Source organism: Streptomyces sp. NPDC093071 (genome assembly GCF_044754545.1).
In the GTDB taxonomy this organism is placed as follows: domain Bacteria; phylum Actinomycetota; class Actinomycetes; order Streptomycetales; family Streptomycetaceae; genus Streptomyces.
This window is the reverse complement of sequence record NZ_JBIVPH010000011.1, coordinates 113208-133427: the sequence shown is the minus strand read 5'-3', so window position 1 is coordinate 133427 and position 20220 is coordinate 113208. Positions and strand designations below refer to the sequence as shown.

Annotated in this window: 22 protein-coding genes and 2 pseudogenes; 10 read left to right on the top strand and 14 right to left on the bottom strand. The window is 69.1% G+C overall.

Features of this window, described 5'->3' with window-relative positions; translation table 11 throughout:
• Positions 1 to 24 precede the first annotated feature (24 nt).
• Positions 25 to 795, top strand: a complete 771-nt coding sequence (locus ACIQD7_RS29865) for a transposase family protein (RefSeq protein WP_402445624.1) — start codon at positions 25 to 27, stop codon at positions 793 to 795.
• Between the two features lie 65 nt (positions 796 to 860).
• Here the strand turns inward: ACIQD7_RS29865 and ACIQD7_RS29860 are convergent, their stop codons facing one another.
• The 9 genes from ACIQD7_RS29860 to ACIQD7_RS29820 all read right to left on the bottom strand — a co-directional run bounded on the left by ACIQD7_RS29860 (position 861) and on the right by ACIQD7_RS29820 (position 9364).
• Positions 861 to 1559, bottom strand: coding sequence for a hypothetical protein (locus ACIQD7_RS29860; RefSeq protein ID WP_402445622.1), 699 nt, complete (start codon positions 1557 to 1559; stop codon positions 861 to 863).
• A 26-nt stretch (positions 1560 to 1585) separates the two neighbouring features.
• Complete coding sequence (locus ACIQD7_RS29855) at positions 1586 to 2023, bottom strand: hypothetical protein (protein WP_402445620.1); 438 nt, start codon at positions 2021 to 2023, stop codon at positions 1586 to 1588.
• 33 nt (positions 2024 to 2056) lie between these two features.
• Positions 2057 to 3562, bottom strand: a complete 1506-nt coding sequence (locus tag ACIQD7_RS29850; RefSeq protein ID WP_402445618.1) for an ATP-binding protein — start codon at positions 3560 to 3562, stop codon at positions 2057 to 2059.
• An 18-nt stretch (positions 3563 to 3580) separates the two neighbouring features.
• Complete coding sequence (locus ACIQD7_RS29845; RefSeq protein ID WP_402445617.1) at positions 3581 to 4033, bottom strand: DUF6238 family protein; 453 nt, start codon at positions 4031 to 4033, stop codon at positions 3581 to 3583.
• Between the two features lie 31 nt (positions 4034 to 4064).
• Positions 4065 to 5531, bottom strand: a complete 1467-nt coding sequence (locus tag ACIQD7_RS29840; RefSeq protein WP_402445615.1) for an SCO6880 family protein — start codon at positions 5529 to 5531, stop codon at positions 4065 to 4067.
• Between the two features lie 142 nt (positions 5532 to 5673).
• On the bottom strand, positions 5674 to 7092 hold the full coding sequence (locus ACIQD7_RS29835) for an ATP-binding protein (protein WP_402445613.1): 1419 nt from the start codon (positions 7090 to 7092) through the stop codon (positions 5674 to 5676).
• Positions 7093 to 7120: 28 nt separating this feature from the next.
• Positions 7121 to 7810, bottom strand: a complete 690-nt coding sequence (locus ACIQD7_RS29830) for a hypothetical protein (protein WP_402445612.1) — start codon at positions 7808 to 7810, stop codon at positions 7121 to 7123.
• Complete coding sequence (locus ACIQD7_RS29825) at positions 7810 to 8118, bottom strand: DUF6112 family protein (protein ID WP_014046753.1); 309 nt, start codon at positions 8116 to 8118, stop codon at positions 7810 to 7812. The genes ACIQD7_RS29830 and ACIQD7_RS29825 overlap by 1 nt, the downstream gene beginning before the upstream one ends.
• A gap of 100 nt (positions 8119 to 8218) precedes the next feature.
• Positions 8219 to 9364 carry a C40 family peptidase gene (locus ACIQD7_RS29820; protein ID WP_402445610.1) on the bottom strand — a complete coding sequence of 382 codons (1146 nt, stop codon included), beginning with the start codon at positions 9362 to 9364 and terminating at the stop codon, positions 8219 to 8221.
• Positions 9365 to 9945: 581 nt separating this feature from the next.
• On the opposite strand from ACIQD7_RS29820, the gene ACIQD7_RS29815 reads away from it, so the two are divergent.
• A complete protein-coding gene (locus ACIQD7_RS29815; RefSeq protein ID WP_402445608.1) occupies positions 9946 to 10692 on the top strand; it encodes a DNA-methyltransferase in 747 nt (248 codons plus the stop codon).
• A gap of 98 nt (positions 10693 to 10790) precedes the next feature.
• Here the strand turns inward: ACIQD7_RS29815 and ACIQD7_RS29810 are convergent, their stop codons facing one another.
• Positions 10791 to 11723, bottom strand: coding sequence for a DUF5655 domain-containing protein (locus tag ACIQD7_RS29810; RefSeq protein WP_402445606.1), 933 nt, complete (start codon positions 11721 to 11723; stop codon positions 10791 to 10793).
• Between the two features lie 322 nt (positions 11724 to 12045).
• Here ACIQD7_RS29810 and ACIQD7_RS29805 point away from each other — a divergent pair, with 322 nt between their 5' ends.
• The 3 genes from ACIQD7_RS29805 (at position 12046) to ACIQD7_RS29795 (ending at position 14361) form a co-directional block, all read left to right on the top strand.
• Positions 12046 to 13047 (top strand): hypothetical protein, encoded by a 1002-nt coding sequence (locus tag ACIQD7_RS29805; protein WP_402445605.1) that lies wholly within the window; start codon positions 12046 to 12048, stop codon positions 13045 to 13047.
• Between the two features lie 319 nt (positions 13048 to 13366).
• Complete coding sequence (locus ACIQD7_RS29800; protein ID WP_402445604.1) at positions 13367 to 13687, top strand: hypothetical protein; 321 nt, start codon at positions 13367 to 13369, stop codon at positions 13685 to 13687.
• 161 nt (positions 13688 to 13848) lie between these two features.
• The gene (locus tag ACIQD7_RS29795) at positions 13849 to 14361 is read left to right on the top strand and encodes an SUKH-4 family immunity protein (RefSeq protein WP_402445603.1); all 513 of its coding nucleotides are present in this window, start codon (positions 13849 to 13851) and stop codon (positions 14359 to 14361) included.
• A gap of 219 nt (positions 14362 to 14580) precedes the next feature.
• On the opposite strand, the gene ACIQD7_RS29790 is transcribed toward ACIQD7_RS29795, so the two are convergent.
• Together ACIQD7_RS29790 and ACIQD7_RS29785 are read right to left on the bottom strand one after the other, a co-directional pair.
• Positions 14581 to 14826, bottom strand: coding sequence for a hypothetical protein (locus ACIQD7_RS29790; protein WP_402445601.1), 246 nt, complete (start codon positions 14824 to 14826; stop codon positions 14581 to 14583).
• A gap of 83 nt (positions 14827 to 14909) precedes the next feature.
• A pseudogene (locus ACIQD7_RS29785) lies at positions 14910 to 15447 on the bottom strand (winged helix-turn-helix domain-containing protein).
• 105 nt (positions 15448 to 15552) lie between these two features.
• On the opposite strand from ACIQD7_RS29785, the gene ACIQD7_RS29780 reads away from it, so the two are divergent.
• On the top strand, positions 15553 to 15792 hold the full coding sequence (locus ACIQD7_RS29780; RefSeq protein WP_402445599.1) for a helix-turn-helix domain-containing protein: 240 nt from the start codon (positions 15553 to 15555) through the stop codon (positions 15790 to 15792).
• 60 nt (positions 15793 to 15852) lie between these two features.
• Here the strand turns inward: ACIQD7_RS29780 and ACIQD7_RS29775 are convergent, their stop codons facing one another.
• Positions 15853 to 17007 (bottom strand): tyrosine-type recombinase/integrase, encoded by a 1155-nt coding sequence (locus tag ACIQD7_RS29775; protein ID WP_402445597.1) that lies wholly within the window; start codon positions 17005 to 17007, stop codon positions 15853 to 15855.
• Between the two features lie 92 nt (positions 17008 to 17099).
• Here ACIQD7_RS29775 and ACIQD7_RS29770 point away from each other — a divergent pair.
• A pseudogene (locus ACIQD7_RS29770) lies at positions 17100 to 17264 on the top strand (pirin family protein); the annotation flags it as partial.
• A 409-nt stretch (positions 17265 to 17673) separates the two neighbouring features.
• The gene (locus ACIQD7_RS29765; protein WP_402445595.1) at positions 17674 to 18834 is read left to right on the top strand and encodes an IS701 family transposase; all 1161 of its coding nucleotides are present in this window, start codon (positions 17674 to 17676) and stop codon (positions 18832 to 18834) included.
• Between the two features lie 296 nt (positions 18835 to 19130).
• Here ACIQD7_RS29765 and ACIQD7_RS29760 read toward each other — a convergent pair whose 3' ends face one another.
• Positions 19131 to 19676: a hypothetical protein gene (locus tag ACIQD7_RS29760; RefSeq protein WP_402445593.1), complete on the bottom strand. Its 546-nt coding sequence runs from the start codon at positions 19674 to 19676 to the stop codon at positions 19131 to 19133.
• A gap of 312 nt (positions 19677 to 19988) precedes the next feature.
• Between ACIQD7_RS29760 and ACIQD7_RS29755 the strand changes: the two genes are divergently transcribed.
• Positions 19989 to 20126, top strand: coding sequence for a hypothetical protein (locus tag ACIQD7_RS29755; RefSeq protein WP_163013782.1), 138 nt, complete (start codon positions 19989 to 19991; stop codon positions 20124 to 20126).
• On the top strand, positions 20123 to 20212 hold the full coding sequence (gene kdpF, locus ACIQD7_RS29750) for a K(+)-transporting ATPase subunit F (RefSeq protein WP_402445591.1): 90 nt from the start codon (positions 20123 to 20125) through the stop codon (positions 20210 to 20212). The genes ACIQD7_RS29755 and kdpF overlap by 4 nt, the downstream gene beginning before the upstream one ends.
• Positions 20213 to 20220 lie beyond the last annotated feature (8 nt).

The window sequence follows — 20220 nt, the reverse complement described above, 5'->3', positions numbered from 1 at the left end:
CTTCGATTCGGGCATTTCCCCTGTATGCGTGGGGTGTTGAGGGCTGAGCCGTTGTGGGTGGAAACGTTCACGGGTCTGCGGATGCGGCAGTTCGAGCGGCTGCTGAAAGTCGTGCGTGAACGGGGCGGGAACGGGCCCGGCGGTGGCCGGCCGTGGTGTCTGCCACTGGCCGACCGAGTGCTGCTGGTAGCCGTCTACTACCGCACGAACCTCACGATGCGGCAGCTCGCGCCGCTGTTCGGCGTCTCGCCGGCGACGGTGTGCCGGGTCATCCAGCGGCTGCGGCCGCTGCTGGCGATCGAGCCGGCAGCCCGCCCCACCGACGCGGTCGAGCGGTTGTGGATCGTGGACGGCACCCTGATCCCGGTCCGCGACCGGAAGACCGGCGCGTCCTCACGCAACTACCGGTTCTCGGCGAACGTGCAGGTCATCATCGACGCCGACACGAAACTCGTGGTCGCGGCGGCCCGGCCGGTGCCCGGCAACACCGCGGACGCGAAGGCGTGGCGGGATTCTGGCCTGGCCGCCGTCTGCGAGGGCGTGACGGTGCTGGGCGACGGTGCCTACATCAACACCGGGCTCGTCGTCCCGCACCGCAAACGCCCGGGCCGGGCCCTGCTGCCCGGCGAGGAGGAGGACAACGCCGAACACCGACGGGTGCGGGCCCGCGTCGAGCACGCCTTCGCGCGCATGAAGCACTACAAGATCCTGCGCGACTGCCGTCAGCGCGGCGACGGCCTCCATCACGCAGTCCAGGCCGTCGCCCACATGCACAACCTCGCCCTGGCAGCATGAGCAGGCCAGTCCGAAACCGGCCCTGACCTGCCCAGACACGACCTTCTGCAACACGCTTTAGGGTGTCAGCGGGAACGACTCGGTGCCGGCGGATGTGGGGCCGGGGCCGGGGCAGGCCCATCGGATGGGACCCGGCGGTTGCCGGGGGCGGACCGGGTCAGGGCCACCCGGGCGCGTTCGGTGTGCGAAGGCCGTTCGGCGTTCATCCGGTCGGCCAGGTACTCGGCGGCCCGGACGAGCGCGGGACCCTGGTCGGACAGCTCGTGCGCGTAGTGCCAGCCCTCGGCATTGCGGTGTTCCTCCGCGCTCTCCTGGTAGAGCTGGAGGGAGCCCGGCTGCGAGGCGTCCATGAGGGCCATGATCTGGTCCCACTCGTGCCGGAGCTGACCGGCCTGCTCCAGGGTGGTGTCGATTCCGCGCAGCCGGTACAGGTCGTCACTGATCGGTCCCCCGGCGTAGTCGGCGCTGTCGACGGCGGCGCGGACGGCGGCCAGCACCTCGGGGCCGTGGTCGAGGAAGACCTCGACGTGCTTCCAGGCTTCGGCGTCGCGCTTGACCTTGCCGTCCGCGTAGCCCTTCTCGTCGACGGGCCACCCGTCCTGGTCGCAGAAGGAGTCGGAGACCGTGTCCCAGGCGTTGGAGGCGTGGTTGATGCCGGCGGCGGCCGAGGCCAGTGCCGGGAGGTGCCGCCGCCACTCCGGGTGATCGGTGACCGGCGGTGGCTGGTTCTCGGCCGGGGCGGGAGAAGAGGGAGAAGTGGTCATGATCGTTCCTTGTTCCTGGCCGGTCTTCACCGTGAGCGCGGCAGCGGGCGGACGGGCCCCGGTGGTACAGGAGTGGACGTCGCCGTCGACGGGCTGGCGGCGGCGCGTGCCGAGGCGGTCGGGGAGGTACGGACCGCTGCCGCCCGGTGCGAGCGGAAGCGGATCTCCTGGCCCACGCCCTCGCGTACAAGGTGCAGCTCCTCGCCGAGATCGGTCAGGTGCTCGGCGAGGATGTCCAGCTCGGCGGCGCTGCCGCGGACGCCGTGCTCGCGGCACCACTCCGAGGCGGTTTCGAGCATCTGGTGCAGCCGGGCCACCGCGCTGAAGTCCGCGTCGAGGATCGTGGAGAACAGCTCCTCGAACTCCTCGGGCCGGGCGGCAGCGAGACGGTCGTTCCCGTCGGCGGCCGGAGTCCGGGCGTTTCCACGAAGCCCGTGATCTGCCCGCAGTACGGTAGAAGACAAGAGGTAACTCCCTTATGGATAAGGCTGATTGGGCTAGGCCGACATGCGGGCGTCGGTGTCGAACAGTGCTCGCTCGGCCGGGTGCAGGATGTGCTGCGTGATGAAGGACCGGCCGGCGACCTTCCACAGGCCCCGGCCCTTGGTCAGGGCGGAGACCGCCTGAGTCTCGACGCCGGTCAGGCCGAGCAGGGAGGCGGCGGCGTCGAGCTGGTCGGGCTCCTGGCGGTAGATGATGCGGGTGGAGCAGTCGGCCAGGAGGCCCTCGGCCAGCACCCGGCCGCGCGAGCCGGCGTCACCCGCCGAGAGCAGATCGCTGAGCCTGTGGATGACCATCAAGTTCGCGATGCCCAGGCCCCGGGACAACTTCCACTGTGACTGCATGCGTTCGAGCAGGCCGACGTGCCGCATCAGCCGCCAGGCCTCGTCGTAGATCACCCAGCGCCAGCCACCGTCGGGGTCGGCGAGGGCGGACTCCATCCACGCGCTCGCACACGTCATGGCCAGCACCAGCGCGGTGTCGTCGCCGGAGCCGCCGAGGCGGGAGAGGTCGATGGACAGCATCGGCGCGGTCGGGGCGAACGCCACGGTGCTCGGGGCGTCGAACATGCCGCTGAGGTCGCCGTGCACCAGGCGGCGCAGGGCGTGCGCGAGGTCCTGGGCGGCCGATCCGAGGTGTCCGGCCTGGTGGCCGAGGGCATGGTCGAGCCGTTCGGGGGAGCCGAGGGCGTACGCGATCTCGCCGAGCAGCGGAACCGTGCCCCGGGCGGCGGCCTCGGCGACGACCAGGTCCAGGGCGAGGTCCAGGGCGGTGTGCTCCATCGGCAGCAGATCGCGCTTGAGGACGGTGCGCGCCAGGCCGGCCAGGAGCAGCAGCCGGCGCTTTCGCACCTCGGTCGCCCAGTCCTCTTCGCTGACGGAGGCGGGCCGGGCCGGGGAGTCCAAGGGGTTCAATCGGCCGGGCAACCCCGGGCCCAGGGCGATGCTGTAGCCGCCGAGGGCCTGCGCGACGGACGTCCACTCGCCCTTCGGGTCGCACGGGATGTAGATCCGGTAGCCGTGGGCGATCGACCGGGCGGCGATGGACTTCGCGAGGGCCGACTTGCCCATGCCGATGATCCCGGCGAGGACGACATTGGGGTTGGTGAAGCCCTCGATCCGGCCGCTGTTGTACAGCGAGAATGGGTCGAAGCAGAAGGCGGCTTCGGCGTGGACGTCGCGGCCGATGAAGACGCCCTCCGCCCCCAGGCCGCCCTCAGCCACGAAGGGATAGGCCCCGCTGGCAGTGGCGGTGGTCATCCGGTGGGCGGGCAAGCGGAGCTTGCCGCCCCGGGCCGAAGCCGGACCCGAGCGGCCCGCCGACGGGTAGCTCGGGCGCAGCTCCGGATCGAGGGTCTGCTCGGCGCGGTGCTTGGGCGGGGTGCCAGCGAGACGGGCCTTGTGGCGGGCCTCGGCGAAACCGGCGCGGGCGGCCCGCTGCTCGGCACGCGACGCCTTGTGCGGTACGAACAACGGGGAAGCGGTGGCGCGGGTACGGGACATGAACGTTTCTCCAGGAGGTCAGCGGCGGACGAGGCCGGTGAACGGCGCGTGCAGGTCGGCCGGGGTCGTGCGGCGGCGCATCAGGTGCGCGGTGCGCTGGTGGCGCTGGCAGACGGACAGCTCCGGCGCCCCCTCGGGCAGGCCGGTGCGGCACGCCTCGGGATTGGGCACTTCGCCGGAGTCCGGTCGGGGGGCTGCGTGGTAGGCGGTGTGGAGGTGCTCGGCGGCCTGCCAGATCCGGGTCCGGGCGGCACGGAGCTGCTCACCCTCGCCGGGCACGAGCCGTCCGGTCCGGGCAGCGTGGGCGTCGAGCAGTCCGTGCAGCGAGACGAGGTGGGAGTGCAGGGCGTCCAGCTCGGCCCGGGTGGTGACGAGCGGGCCGCCGGGGAGGTTGAGCGCGCGGTGGAAGTCGAGCGCGGCGGTGGCGAAGGGCACGAAGTCCTGCGCGGTGGTGCTGGGGGTGCGGGACATGGAGGTGCTCTTTCGGAAGGAAGGGCCGCGGTCAGGCGGCGAGCGCGAGCGGCAGGGCGGCGGCGGTGAACGCCTCGGCCTGCTGCCAGGTCAGCGGCCGCAGGTCGAGCTGGGCGCCGACGGCGGCGGTCTCCACGACCGCGCAGGCAGAACGCAGTTCGTCCTCGGAGTCGGCCGAGACGGTCAGCAGCCCGGTCAGGGCGACATCGGCGTGCCCGGCGATGAGCTGGCGCTCGCGGGACTTGATGTCCTGGTACTCGATCGAGTCCGCCTCGGAGTCGACCTGGCCGCGCCGGGCCCGCTCGGCGGCATCGGCGATGACCGACGCCTTCTTGCGCTGGACGTCGCGCAGGGCGGCGTCCAGCCCCTTCGGCTCGTAGGAGAGCGAGAGAGTGCGCCGGACCCCGCCGGTGAACAGGAGCTGGTGCAGGAAACCGGCCGACGTCTCGGTCCTGGGCCAGTTCTCCACCCAGTAGGTGGCGTGAACGGCCGAGTCGGTCGCGATGTGGTCCGCCTTCTCCACGACCACCACCGGGCCGGCGGCAGCGGGATCGGCCTCGGGACGGCCGGCGGTCGACCACCGGTCCAGCGCCGCCAGCGCCGTCGGGTCGTACGCGGTGCGCACCACGGCCGCGATCTCGCGGGCGGTCAGCCAGCCGGTCGGGTTGAGCCCGGCGGTCCGCGCGGCCTGCTCGAAGGTGGAGGTGAGCTGCGCCAGGACGCTGAACGCGCCGGTCAGCCCGCCGCCGGCCTGGTTGATCAGCCGTCGTGCCGCCTTGGTGTCCAGCGACAGCGCGACGTACGCCTCGTGCGGGGCGGCGGCCGGACCCGCGCTCTGAATCAGCTCGCCGTAGATCGCGCCGGCCATCGGGGCGTCGGGCCGGCCGTGCTCTTCCCAGTAGCGGCGCAGCGCGTCGCCGGAGTCCGGGACGGTGCGCTCGATCACCTGGATGCGGGCGACCTGCCCGGTCCGGGCGAGCGCGGCCAGCGCGCGTCCCCAGCCGTTGACGTTGGCCTGCTGGGTGCCCGGGTCGAGCAGCGCGTAGGCGCGGGAGGAGACCTTGACCACCGCGGTCAGCGTGCCGCTGTGCGGGTCGTGAACCGCGCCGTACCGCCTGTCGGGCGCCGTAGCCACGCGCAGGCTGGCGGCCGTGCCGGGAAGGTGGAGCAGCCCCTCGCGGGTCGGCCGACGGGAGGGGCGGGTGAGCCAGACGAGCTGGCCGCGCATCCGGCGCAGCACGTAGCGGGTGACGATCGGCGCCCAGTCCGCCAGGGCACGGCCCCGGTGACGGACGAAGACGACCAGGGCGATCAGCGCCCACAGCGGGATGAGCTGAAGAGCGCCGACCACGCCCCGGGTCAGGACGACGCCGAGGAGGAGAAGGCCGGTGAGTCCGGCGACGAGGAGCTGGGGGGCGGTCAGGCCGAGCAGGATGCCGCGCCTGCTGCGGTGGGGAAATTTCACGGTGGCGGTAGGGGCCTGGTGCTTGCCGGACATGGTGGTTCCAGACGGTGGGAGCGGGCGGAAGGGGGTGGGGCGCGCGGCGCTCTTCTGGAGATCATGGAGGAACCTTCCTGCTGGTCGGGCGGGACGGGGGCGGGCTGCGCAAAGGGGCAGCCCGCCCCCGGGGTGTGGTGGGTCAGGAACCCTCGGGCGGCTGGGTGGGGAACACCCAGTTCGTCGTCGGCGGCGCCGGCGAACCGGCGGCCGGCGGCCCGGCGGGCGGCGCGGCCGGGGTCCCGGGGGACGAGGGCGCGGGTCCGGCAGGGGGCACCGAGATCATTTTGCCGCCTGGAGCCGACGTGCCGGTGAGGTGACCGGATCCGTCGGTGGAGCCCTGGACGACTGCTTGGGAACCTTCCGCTTCTGCTTCGCTGGGACGCGTGATCAGTGGCGGGATTCCCGGGCGCTGGATCAGGGCCCGGCCCTTGTCGCCGGTGGCGTTCGGGTCCTCGCCGTAGCGGAAGCGGGTCTGCTGCTTGGGCGGACCGCCGTCGATGCCCTCCTTGCTGAGGGTGCTGCCGGCGGGGTTGATGCCGGAGGCGACACCGTCGGTGTCCGCGCCGGGGACCTTGTTCGGGCCCTGCGGAGCGGGGGCTCCGGTGCCGGCCTGCATCGCCAGGGTGCCCGCGGTCTTCGCCGCCCCGACGGCGACCGCCATGCCGGCGACACCGGTGCGGTGCAGGTCGTCGTGGCCGCCGCCGTCGCTGGCCCAGTGGACGAACTTGTACGTCGCGTACGGGCACAGCAGCACCAGGACCATCACGACGAGGCCGGCCATCGCGTCGGACAGGGCCGACATGCCGTCGTTGGCGTTGGACTTGCCCATGGCGGAGACGCCGATCAGGAAGACGACGGTCATCAGGAGTTTGGAGACGACCAGGGTGGCGGTGGCCTCGATCCAGCCGCGCCGCCAACGCTTGGCGACCTCCCAGCCGCCGCCGGCCCCGGCGAACACCGCGAGCGCGACCATGATCAGGACGCCGACCTTCCGGGCGACCATGACGCCCCAGTACAGGAAGGCGCCGATCGCGCACCCCAGGGCGACCAGGGCCGGGACGCCCCAGCCCAGGCCGTACATCGCCCCCAGTTGGTTGACCTTCACCACGCGGCGGATCGCGTCGTCGACGGAGGTGTTGGCGGCCTGGAACAGGCCGTCGGACAGGGCGTCGACCACGGTGATGGCGACGCTGGTGAAGGCGACGGCGCAGAAGCTGAACAGGACGCCGGTCATGGTGCCGAACGCGGCCTGGGCCAGGGCGCGCTCGTCGCGCCGCCAGGCCGCGAGCATCAACTGGATGCAGAACGTGCCGACGGTGAGCGCGAGCCCGATGGGCAGCAGCAGCGCGTAGTTGTCCCGGAACCATCCGGCGGACAGGTCGATGGCGGTGGTCTGGTCGACGGCCCTTGCGGCGAGGTCGGCCGCGCTGGCCGCCAGCTCGCCCGCGGACTTCGCGATCCACGCGCCGATGCCGTCGGTGACGGCCCCGGCGGGGTTGGTGGCGAAGTCGACGGCTCCGCACATCTTGTCCATCAGGGGAAGGTCGCAGACTCCCATGGTCGTACCTCCTTTCTGGAGTGAGGGGTCAGGGCGAGACGGCCGACATGACGCCGGCCAGGGCGCAGGGCTGGTCGGGCCGGCACTGGACCGCGAGGGTGGCCGACCGGCTCTCCGCGCCGCCAGCGGGCGAGCCCTTCCAGGCGACCTTCTGCTTGCCGGAGACCGTGACGGCGTAGACGTACGCCTGCGTGATCGCTCCGGGGTCCTCCTGAAGGGCCCGGGTGAAGGCGTTCGGGAAGTGCCCCTCGTGGACCTTGGCGGTGGCGAATTGGCCGTTGGCGGCCATCTCCTTCCACAGCACGGCGGAGGGAACGGCCTTGTCCACCGAGGCCGCATCGGCGTACTTCACCTCGGTGGTCAGCCACCCGCGAAGAGCCCTGCGCAGCTCGGGCTGGGTGTACGCGCGGGTGTCGTACGACCACAGCGCCGCAGCGGCTGCCCTCCCGAACGCGATCGGGTCACGGGTCTTCGGCGGAACCGGAAGAGCACGCGGCCGGGCGTGCGGGACGAGCGTCCCGGACGAAGGAGCAGCCGGGGCGGAGGCTGTGGGCGAACTCGCCGGTGGGGCAGGAGGTTCGGGAGGGTTCCGGCCGTCGCGGGTGAGGTAGGCGGCCAGGCCGGCGAGGGCGACGAGCACGGCCAGGACGACGGTGCCGAGCAGCGCCCGGCGGCGCACGCGCGATGCGCCGCCGGGGTTCGAGGCGTGCGAGGGCATCAGCGGACCTGCGTCCCCAGCGTGCTGAAGAAGGCGACCACGCCGTTCGCCGCGCCGAGCAGAAGAGCCGCGCCGGCGGACACCAGCACGCCCTTCTTGCCGTTCGCTTCGGCCTGGTGGCCGCCGGAGTGATGGCCCCAGGCCCACACGCCCGCGCTGACGGCGAGCGCGCCGACCACGGCGATCAGCCCGAAGAGGTTGATGGAGCCCATCACCTGCTTGAGGACGGACAGGCCCGGCAGACCGCCCTCGTTCGGCTTGATCCCGGGGTCGTAGGCGAGCTGGATGACCTGTTCGGCGAGATACATGGGGAACTCCAGTTCGATTTACTGTACGCCGAAGCCCATGAGGGCGAAGCGGCGGTGCGAGGAGAGAAGAGGGGGAGGGAGGGGGGAGAGGAAGCGCCGGTCAGAGGACTCGGCGGATCGCGAGGAGCTGCGGCTTCCAGCGGCTGAGGGTCGTGATGCGGACCACGTCGCCGGTGTGAGGGGCGTGGACGATCAGGCCCTGACCGATGAACATGCCGACGTGCTCGGGGACGGCGGCCGTCCCCTGGGTGAAGAGCAGGTCACCCGGCTGCAGGACAACGACCGCTACCGGCTTGCCCTCCTTGACCTGCGTGTACGTCGTACGGGACAGGGTGATGCCGGCGGCCTTGTACGCCTGCTGCATCAACGAGGAGCAGTCACACCGGCCCATCGCGTCCTTGCCGTGGGAGTTCTCGCAGGTCCCGCCCCACTGATACGGGGTACCGAGCTGGCCGAGCGCCCACCGGATCGCCGTCTGGGCCTTCAACGGAGCGTCGGCGGGGATCTTGTACTCGGCCGGCACCGCGCCGGGCGGGATGGTCCCGAAGTCGGTCCCGTCCCCGTCCGCCGCACAGCCGCCAGCGGTACCGGGCGGAGGACCGCCGACATCGACCCCGCCGGACGGCGAAGGACTCGGCGAGGGGCTGCCGGTCTTCACCAGCAGGGGCTCAATGGCCTTCTGCAGGGCGGTGGCCAGCGGCTCCCACTTGGCGTACGCCTCCGGGAAGCCCGACCGCTGCACCGCCTGGGCGGCCTGGGTGACGGACAGGGACTCCCAGCCCGAGACCTTCTTGAGCCCCTCGTAGAACTTCGTCGAGGCGTGCACCGGGTCGAGGATCTCGTTCGCCGTTCCCCAGCCCATCGACGGCCGCTGCTGGAACAGACCCAGCGAATCGCGGTCACCCCAGGTCAGGTTCCGCAGGCCGCTCTCCTGAAGAGCGGTCGCCAGAGCCACGACCTGACCCCGGGCCGGGATGTTCATCGCGACGCCGGTGGCCTGGATCGTCTTGGCGTTCGGCACCTGCTCGGCCGGATCGTCCAGACCCGGCACGGAGAGCGAGCCCTTGCCCCCGCCCTCCAGGATGGCCTTCACCTGCTGGGCGACGGCAGCGGTATCCACAGCCTGTGCACCGCCGGTCGAGCAGGAGGCCGAGGCGGTCCCGGCCGAGTAGGCGAGGACCGGAGCGGCCAGCAGCAGCGGGCCGGTCGCGCAGAGCCCGACGACGGCGCCGGTGGTCTTCTTCATCGCCGCCGCCGTTCACCGAGGCGGCGGTGCCGGCCGGGTGACGGCGACGGATCGGGGCGCGGGCGTTTCAGGGCATGCTGCATCGCAGCGGCTCCTTGAGGGGTTCGTAGGAGGCGCGGTGCCGACTTCTCGTGCAAAGCCGTCGGCACCGCGCTGATGTGCTTCCGCCGCTCGGGCGGGCCCGGGTCAGGGGAGTTGGTAGCTCCTGGACGCCGGTCTCAGGTCACGCGCGGCAGCCAGCCGCGCTCGTAATCTCAGGCAGTACACGAGGACCTCCGGAGGGCATCGGGAAACGCGTGGGCAACGTGCCCTTCGTACCGCTCGATTGGACGAGACAGCACGGAAAAGCACAGGTCAGCCGGGGTGGAGCGGGGCTCTGTCCCGGTGACACGGCGAGACAGTAGACCGGGATTCCGGCCGCACCAAACGACCTCCACATCCGGCCCCCCCGGCCCGGTCGCTTCATTGGGTTCGGCCGGAGATCGCCGCTAACCTCCGCCACAACCCCACCCCGGAAGAACGCCGTTGAGCGCTGCCCGGAGCGGGAGCGGACCTGCCATGCCCTGAGAAAGGCCCTTCCCATGACCTACACGCTGCACCGAGGCGACGCCCTGACCGTCCTGAAGTCCCTCCCGGACGAGAGCGTCGACGCGGTGATCACCGACCCGCCGTACAACTCCGGCGGACGCACCAGCGCCGACCGCACCGGACGCACCGCGCGCGCCAAGTACGTCACCAGCAACAGTGCGCACGACCTCGCGAACTTCCCCGGCGAGAACCGCGACCAGCGCTCCTACCGTTCCTGGCTGACTGAGCTGCTGACCGAGTCGTACCGGGCCTCCACCGAGCACGCGGTGGCCATGGTCTTCACCGACTGGCGCCAGGAACCGACGACGACCGACGCCCTGCAGATGGCCGGCTGGACCTGGAGCGGCACGATGCCGTGGATCAAGCCCTCCAGTCGGCCCCGTAAGGGCGGGCCGAAGCAGGACTCCGAGTTCATCGTCTGGGGCGTCAAGGGCTCCCTCGACAACACCCGCGACCTCTACCTGCCCGGCCACTACATCGCCTCCCAGCCCCGCAAGGGCCGGGTCCACATCACTCAGAAGCCGGTCGAGGTGATGCAGCAGCTCGTCCAGGTCTGCCCCGAGGGCGGCACCGTGCTCGACCCGTTCACCGGCAGCGGCTCCACGGGCGTCGCGGCCCTTCGCGAGGGACGCCACTTCGTGGGCGTCGAGCTGTCCGAGCACTACGCCGACGTCGCCGAGCAGCGCCTCCGCGCCGAGCTGAAGCAGGACAACTTCGACCTGGCCGGGCCGGAGGCATGACCATGAGACCGGAGAGAGCCCGGGGGCCGGCGGGCCGCAGACGCCGAAGGGCGGCTGGAGCATCGAGAACCGGTGCTCCAGCCGCCCTTCTCGTTGTGTCAGGCCGCCTCGAACGCCCGCCGGATCAGCGGCGCCGCCTTCTCCAGGTCCGCCGCCGCGGCGAGACGGACCTCCAGGTCCCCGGTCCCCAGGTGTCCGATGCCGCGCATGTCCCGGGTGAAGCCCTCCTCCAGCACGACCGTGTCCGGGTCGAGTCTGAGGTAGACCAGGATCGCCCCGTGCTTCGGACGGAAGATCACCGAGGCCACGTTCACCAGCCGCCGGTAGGCGATGTAGTGCTTGAGGGACACCACCTCGACCTCGCCCCACGCCGTGAGCGCCTCGTCCACCTCCGCGTACAGGTCCCGCAAGGACTCTGGGACGAGGTCGGCACCCGTTGGCGAAGGCGTCGCCGGTGCCGCTGGCGGGTTGTCGGCCACCACGTTCCGCTCGCGTCTCCGCCGTGACGCCGTGTTCGGCACGCCGGGTGAGGAGTCCACGAGCAGCAGACTCAGCAGGCCGCCCTCGAAGATGCGATAGCGCACCAGGTCGATCCGCTCGGGCAACCGCTGCACGGCCACCCGGTCGTGGTGGGAAAAGCCGGCCGCGATGCAGACCATCCGCGGACGCCGCCAGTCGATCGACTCGGCCGCCCCCGCACCCAACACCTTTCGCACGAGCGCCTCGAACTCGTGATGCGCCGACTCCAGCCAGGAGAGATACGAGACGGCCTGCGACAGCACCCCGCTGTCAGAGCCCTTCTTGAACTCGATCACCACCGGGCTGCCGTTCTCGTCCAGCCCGAGCGTGTCGATCCGCCCCCGGTGCCACGGACCGGTCGGATACTCCGACGCCAGGAACCGGATCCCGAGCATCTGCTCCAGGCCGGCCTCGACCCGCCGCTGCAGCTCCACCTCCAGCGCCACCGTCGAACCCGACAGCTCCACGTCCCGACCGTCCGCATCCCGCCGGAACAACAACAACTCCGCCACCAGCACCCCTCCCCGTGATCTCTGCAAGAAGACCAATCGATGCCAGGCTTGGTGTATTCCGCAATCGGTCCACCTGAATGGGCGTCTGTCTTATTCTTCGGACTGTCGCTGTCCGTGAGTCAGGCTGAGTCTGACGAAGGATCTTGGTTGGATTGGCCGGAGGTGAGGAGCTTCTTCAGCGGTCTCCCTCAGAGGGGAGCTGGGCCTTCGAGGTTAACCGGGCTTGCTGCTCGTGCTGCCCACGAAATTCGTGTGCCGCCCGCGTCACTGGTCAGGGATGATGTAGCGCAAGGTGACTGGGCTGCGTGTCGGGAGAGGTTACATGGAGCAGTTGGAGCTGATCGTTGTGCAGCTCGAAGAGGCCAAGGGCTTGATCGAGAAAGGGCGCGTGCCCCACCTGCGGCTGGCGTTCATACTTCTCGACAGTGTGACAGAACTGATCCTGCACCGGACGGTGCAGTCCGAGCTCTGGGATCAAGAAATCCTTGCTGGCCTGCTACCCACATACAAGGAAATGGCGGCCCATGGGCATGCGGAGGCGGTTGCCGAGGCCGAGGCCATCGAAGCCAAGATTCTTTCCAAAACCGACCTGAACAAGATCGATCGTAACTTCGACGCCAAGGTCGCTTTCCTCGTGGGGCGCGAGGTCCTGGACGCTGCACTTGGTCCCGTTCTGGAGAAGCTGCACAAGTACCGCAACGAGATGTACCACCGTGACAAGCTGAGGCCCGAAGTCATCAGGCCCGCCACTCTGATCTACTTCGACGCCGCCTGCACTGTGCTGGATGCCTACCGACAGCTCTACATGACGTACGGCTCTCCTTCAGAACTCGGCCCGGAGCTCAAGAGGTACGCTGCGAGCGATGGCTTGTTGGGACTTGTGAGGCAGGATCTCCCGCAGAGGATCGCTGCTCAGTTGCGTCGCGAAGTGGGACTCGACCTGCCGCAGGTGCGTAGCGCTCTCGTCCAGTACTTGCATGCTCGGCTGGATCAGGTGAGGGACGGACTCGTGTTCATCGAGGACAACCTCAGCGTCCCGCACCTTGTGCGTGGGGATGCTCTGCGTCTGGTGCAGGCGAACCTCACAGCGACGACAACTCTCGAACAGGTTCGCGGGCGAAAGTATCCGTACTCCAAGACGGACATGGAGCGATGGCGGCGTCTGGTGTCCGAACTAGAGTCGATCGACGACAAGCACCAGCTCGTCCATGAGTACGCCGCCATTGAAGACGCCTTGGAGCCTTTCGAGCAAAAGGTCGAGCAGGCTGTTACGGGCCTCGACCGGCACCTCTCCCTTCAGGACGACATAGCGCGCGGCAAGTAGCGAGATTCCAACAATCCATGAGCGGCGCCGGGACATCCGCCGCTACTGTGACTGGAATGAGCTGGTCACTTAGCCTACTAGTACCTCGGGATCCGAAGCTGCTCGACGCGTTCTTCCTCGCGGTGGGGCGGGCACTCCACCTCGCGAGCGCCTATGAGCGCAAGTGCCAGTACGTGCTACGGATGGGGAACTTGCTCGCCGCTCACCAGACGGACCCGGCTCTCTCCCTGGAAGAGATACTCGCCGCAGTGCCGGCAGACAAGCTGCTGGGGGGACCCTGCACGGCCTGGCGTCCCATGCAATGGGTGAGAGCATGGACATGAACACTCTGCACAAAGCCAGGAAGGCACGGAATTTCATCGCCCACGAGGGGGGCGCGATTGGGCCCGTATGGTCCGCCGACAGCGACCGCATCCTGCGGCATGCCGCCAAACTGCGGGTAGCAGTGACTGACCTTGCGCGCGGTGACAACATCATCTCGCAGTGGTGTCACGGTCTGGACGAGCCGCACCAGCCCCCGCCGGCGGACTGGATCAGGCACTACCCAGAGACCGTCGATGCTTGGGTCTTCGGCAGCCTGCGCGCTCTCCTCCCTGTTGAAGACCTGCTACCGCAAGTGGGCTCGCAGCCGTTGGAGTAGTTCTCGCCTCGCCCTTCGTACGCCTCGTTCTGGTGACACCTTCGTCCTACCGGGGCTACTGAACTTGATTGAGTGATGTCGGGGTCGGACGCCGGGCAGGAGTCGTGAGTCTCGCGGGCCTGTGAGTGTTGCCGAGCAGCCTGTCGGGAGAGGATCCTCCCGTGAACCAGCCCCTGCCGCAGCTGCCGAAACCAAAGTTCGTCTTGATTCCTGTTGAGGCTCCGCCCGAAGTGCCCACCCAGGTTGCTGTCGATCTCAGGAAGACCGGCATCCCAGCCGGGCTGATCGGTTACGAGTACCGACCGCTGAGCGAGCCGGTGTACTTCGCGGGGCTCGGTGAGCAGGGGCTGGTAGGGATTGCGACGAGTGGCTTGCTCGGACGTATCAGTATCGCCATTGACGTGGCCAGCGGTCACGTGGTGCAGACTCCCGCAATCGAGACAGCGGCGGTCAGCCACGTGAACAGGGAACTCGCCTCGTTCAACCGATGCGTCGCGGCCATGATCGCACGCTTCCCGTTCCATGCCGAGGGCGATGAGGAGACCTGCGAGGTGGCGGAAGATTTGCGCGACCTCCTTTCCGGCATCGACCAGACCGCGCTCGTGCCCGATGGGTTCTGGGAGACCTTCTGCGACGACGTGGAGATGGGGGACTACGCGGACTGGGATGCATGATCCGGGACTGGTCTCCGGTCACGGTCAGCCATCCAGAGTCAGGCCGGTGGCAGCGATGCAGCCGTCGACGAGGGCAGGGCGGTACTGGATCTGCTTGAGGCTGCGCTTCACAGCCCTGGCCATCTGATCGAGATTCGCGGCGGCGAGGTTGCCGATGGTCCGCTTGACCAGGGCCCAGATGCCTTCCTGCGGGCTGAGGTCCGGCGCGTACGACGGAAGCTAGAAAACGGTCAGCCAGTCGGCGTTCGCCTCGATGAACGCTCTCATCTGCGGCATCAAGTGAGCGCGCAGGTTGTCCCAGACCAGGACGATCGGGCCGCCGAGCTGGATGTGCGCCCTTGTGATCAGGTCGCGGTAGTCCCGCCAGGTGAAGCCCTTCGGCTCGCCCTTGCGGCCCCGGTAGACGTGGAAGCTGTAGAGCAGCCGCGATCTCCTGCCCTGCTTGAAGCAGCTCATCCCGGTCATCGAGACCCGTCCGGACCCCCGGACGCGGACGCGGACGACGGGCGTGTCGCCAATCCGCCCCCAGGTCCTGGCGCACGGCGGCCTCATGGACTGTCCGGCCTCGTCCTCGAAGACGACCCAGGCCACGGGCCGCCGCGGTGCTTTTACCCGCGGCCAGACCTCCCTCTTCCACAGCTCGACCGCCGAGTCGTCACGCTCGATCGCCCGGCGTGCCGGCTGCTGCCACGACCACCCGTGACGCTTGAGCAGCCGCCAGATCCCCTCCACCGTGTAGAAGACGTGGAACAGCCGGCCGATCAGCATCTTCACCCGCGCCAACGTCCACCGCTGATCAGCCCAGCCGTGGGCGAGCGGTCCGCGCTCCAACTCACGCTCCAGTCTGGCTATTTAAGCATCGCTCAGCCTTGGGCGTCCCGGTGAGCCCTTCGAGCGCACCCCGGACACTGCGGCCTCCCGCCACTGCCGGCACCACCGTTCCACCGACCGCTCCGATACCCTCAGCGCGGCTGCGATCTCCCGGTTCTTCTCCCCGCCTTTGAAGCGTTCCACGGCCTGCAGCCGGATCCGCTTCCGCGCGGCCCTCCCGGCGTCGGTCAACCCGCCTCCCGGCGCGTATCTCACAGTCCAGGGCTACCGAAACGGACCAGGCGCTGTCAGGCGAACGGCCCCGACATCACCCAATCAAGTTCAGTAGCGCAGGATTCCGGTTCAGCCAAACGATTCTCCATGAGTGATTCTCTCCGGCAAATGCTAGCTGTCGTCGAGAGGGAACCAATGGACCGGAGTTTCATGAGCGTCAAGGAAACCGCGAGGTATCTAAACATGTCGGTGCCGTGGGTGTATCGCGAAGCCGCTCGCGTAGGCCTCGTTCCGTACAGGTTCGGGTGCGGGCGGAATGCCAAGCTTCAGTTCAAGGTGGCTGAGGTTCAAGCGTGGGTGAAACAGCAGCGGCTATCGGGTGGTTGAGCTCGTTCGACTGGATGTGTGCAAGGCCCTCTCCTTGTCCGAGGAGAGGGCCTTGCGTGTTCAGGCGGCGAGGCCGAGGTCCAGGACCTGGGCGGCGCGGCTGATCGAGCCGGGCATGAGGTGTCGGTAGATCTTGAAGGTGATGTCGAGGCTGCTGTGGCCCATCCATTCCGCGACGTCGGTGATGGGGATGTTGTGGGTGAGGCAGTTGGAGGCGAAGAAGTGGCGGAAGCCGTAGATGACCATGTCATCAGGGATCTCGACGAGGTCGTCCTTCTTGATGCGCCTCCACTGGTTCCCGATGTAGTGGTTGGGCATCGGCATGGACAGGTCTCGCGGGTTGCGGAGCAGGTAGCCGTCGATGGTGCCGTACGTGTCCGCGTACCACTCGATGGAGAGCTTGACCCGGGCCGGTAGTGGGACGTCGCGGTAGTCGCCAACCTTGCGGTGCTTGAGGGGCGCGTAGGTCTTCGTGGTCTGGTTGACCTGCTCGGTGATCCGGTACACGTCGTCGGCCACGATGTTGTTGATGTTGACGGCCAGCGCTTCCCCGTTGCGCATGCCGCAGCCGCTCATGAGGTCGGCGACGAGGCGGAACACGTCGTCGCCGGCGTTGCGTATGCCGTGGAGCTGGGCGGGGGAGGGGATGACGGCGCGCTTGGGGCCGTACTGCGGGGGCTTGACGCCGTCGAGCGGGTTGTCGTCGTAGAGACCGAGTCGGTGGGCGTCCAGGAGGATCGACTTGAGTTTGTCGAAGGCGTTGGACTGGGTGGCCAGGCCGACGCCATTGCGCTCCATAGTCTGGATGAAGGCTTCGACGACCTTGTGGTCGAAGGTGCCCATCCGGCGGCTCTGGAAGGCAGGGTAGAGGTGGTGGACGAGCAGTGAGTCGAGGTGTCGCAGGGAGCTGGGGCTGAGGTCGCGCTGGCCGGCCTTCCACTCGGTGACGTACTGCTTGAACTGCATCGGGCTGTACTTCTGGATGCGCTCGGCCTTGTGCTGGTTGTGCGGGTTGTTCTTCCGGGCCTGGTACATCTCGGCGAGGCGGGCCTTGGCCTTCTCCTGGGTGGAGAAGCCGGACTCCTCGGCCTGCCGTCCGGCCGCGTTGCGGTAGCGGATCTTGTACTCGTGCGGGCACCTCGGCCATCGGCTCTCGGGGTGCTCGCACTCCTTGAAGAAGCTGCCCATGCCGCGGACGAGGTTGATGGTGGCCATGGTTGTCGACTCCCGGGCGTCTTGCTGACCTTTTGCTGACTCCGGATGGTCGATCAAGGCCCTGAGCTGGGATGAAACGGTAAACCCGTGCTATGTGGTGGAACTTCGTGGGCCGCACGGACGAGGAGATCCGCCAGGCGCGCGAGGACTGGATGACGGGCGACCGCTTCGGCGAGGTGAAGGGGTACGACGGTGGCCGGCTGGGCGCCCCGGAGGTGCCGCCGACCCAGCTGAAGGCGCGAGGAAGGGTGCGCTGACCTGGGTTTTTCTCTTCTGCGTCGATTCGAAGTCGAGGGCTGCTTGGCTCCGCCGGGGCTGCCGTCGCGACTGCGGGAGGGCATGTATCGCAGCCCCTTCCGCAGTCGTGCAGTCGGTGGGTGCACTTCCAGGGTGTGCTCGGGTGCGAGCAGGTCTGGTCAGCCGAATGCTGACCTTTTGCTGACTTTACTGACGGCTCATCAGTTGACCTGGTGGTGTGGCGCAGGCAGTGGCAGCACACCGGTCTCGGCACCGTAACCTGCGTGGCCGTGGCCCGGCGGGGCGTGGTGGTACGTCTGTTCCGGCTGGTCGGCCGGTCTGCTCGGCTCGACGTTAGGCGTTGCCCCAGCCCTAGTACTGCAACGGTGCTTGTCGTGACGGTTTGGCAGGTGGGTCGTTGGTCTGGTCATGGGTGGGGAACTGTCTGATGTCCGGTCGTGGGCGGGTGAAGTGAAGACTCTTCATGAGCGGTTTGTGCACCGTTTTGCCAGGTCGGAGCCGCGTGAGTCGGCGCTCGCGTATATGCGGGGGCTGATCGCTCCGCTGGAGCGGAAGAACGGCTGGACGCTGGCGGAGGAGGCCGGACATGCGGGTCCGGACCGGATCCACCGGTTGTTGAACCGGATCGACTGGGATGCGGACGAGGTCCTGGACGACGTGCGTGAGTACGTCGTCGAGCAACTCGGCGACCCGGAGGCGGTGCTGATCGTCGACGACACCGGCTTCCTGAAGAAGGGGACACGGTCGGCCGGGGTCCAGCGGCAGTACTCCGGCACGGCCGGGCGGACGGAGAACTGCCAGGTCGGCGTGTTCCTCGCCTATGCCGCCGGCCGCGGCCGCACCTTGATCGACCGGCGCCTCTACCTGCCGGCATCCTGGACCGATGACCGGGAAAGGTGCCGGCGGGCCGGCATCGGCGACGGCGTCGTCTTCGAGACGAAGGTCGCCATGGCCCGGGCCATGGTCCGCCGGGCGATCGAGGAGAAGATCCCGTTCGGCTGGGTGACCGCGGACGCCGGCTACGGCTACTCCAAGAGCTGGCGGACCGAGCTCGAGCGGGCCGATGTCTTCCATGTCATGGCCACCACCCGGCACGACACCGTCGTCACCCGCTGGGCCCTCGACCACCCTGTTCACGACCTGTTCCACGACCTGCCGAGGCAGAAGTGGAAGCGGCGCTCCTGCGGCAGCGGTGCCCACGGGCCTCGCGTCTTCGACTGGGCCAGGGTCGAGGTCCGCCCCTGGCACCGGGACGACCGGCGGCACTGGGTGATCGCTCGCCGCAGTGTCCGCCGGCCCGAGGAGATCTCCTACTACATCGCCTACTGCCCCGCCGGCACCACTCTCGACGAGCTGATTCACATTGCCGGCAGCCGGTGGGCGGTCGAGGAGTGCTTCCAGACCGCGAAACAGGAGTGCGGTCTGGACGACTACCAGGTTCGCCGCTATCCCGGCTGGCACCGGCACATCACCCTGGCTATGGCCGCCCACGCCTGCCTGACCGTCCTGCGGGCTCGCGAGCTCGACACCGGCAGAGCAGAAACGGATCCTCCGGCCTCGTCCCGTTGAGCCTTGCCGAACTCAGACGTCTGATCCACCGCCTCACCCACCGCCGTCCCGTCCCGGTCGACCACATCCTGCACTGGTCGACCTGGCGCCGCCGACGACAACACCAAGCCCGCATCAGCCACTACAAACGACGCGGCTACACACCACCAGAAGCCGATAAACCATCACGAAAAAGACCGTTGCAGTACTAGTCCTCCGCGCAGGACGTCCGGTCGCCCGGAGGCTCCCGGGGCGCGCACCGCGCCCCGGGGAGCTTCCGCCGCACCTCGTCTCCTGCGACCGGATGACCCGGGGGGCTACTCCAGGCCGGAGACCTTCAAGACGGAGCGCGTGGTCTCCGCGTGGACATGCACGGAGAGGCGGGCGAGGTCTGCGGTGTCACGGGTGAGGAGGCCGCGCCGCCGGGAGGCGTGGGCGCCTGCCTCGATCCGCAGCCACAACGCCGGGTTGGCGAGGAGGACCCGGAGGTCGACCTCGGTCCGCGACCCCTCGTCGTCCCGCAGGACCAGACGCCGGGAGGTGCCCTCCGGCCAGGAGACCGACGTGAGCCGGTCGATGCGGACCGTCCTGGTGAGCCACAGTCCCCGGACCACGAGCAGGTCCGGCGCGGCACCCACCCGTGCGGGCAGCAGGACCACCAACAGGAGCGTGGCCAGGGCGATCCACCCCACCGTGCCGAGCAGGGTCGGTTCGCGCGCGCAGGCGTCGACGCCCAGCGACACCCCGAGCAGCGATCCCGCGCACGCGAGGGCGGAACGCGCTTCGCCCGCCCAGTCGGCATCGTGCAGTACGTCGTCGACGGGGACGGGGCCGGGTGGGGGAGCGGGAAGCGGGGGCTGCATGGCGCTGACGCTAGGCGTTCGGGACGGAGGAACCGGGCGGGGGCTACGCGTTGTTTACACGGCGGTGGACAGATTTGACGCACCGCTGACGGGGCCCGGTCGTGTGGTCCACGTACTCGCGGACCGGTCGGAAACCACCGGTCCGGAGCCGCCACACGCCGACCGGCCAAGAGGGAGAGGCCGGCCGGCTTCGAGGGCGGGCGGCGGCCGGTCTCCGGGGCCAGCGGAGGCGGCTCCGCGTAGAGGGCGCGTCAAAAGGGGCGTCAAGGGCGTAAGGGGGGCGTCAACGAAGGCGGTGGGCGGCTGAAAAGGATGTTTCCTCATCTCGTCCGAGAATCCGCTTTCCTTCTTCATCGGGAGCTCACGATGGCCGACCTGGCCTTCGTCGTCACCACGGTCGCGATCTTCGCGCTGGTGGCGTTCATCGCCAAGGGGGTGGCGAAGCCGTGACTGTCGAGAACGTCGTCGGTCTGCTCGTCGCCACCGCCCTCCTGGGCTATCTCGTCCTCGCCCTCCTCAAGCCGGAGAGGTTCTGAGCCAAGAG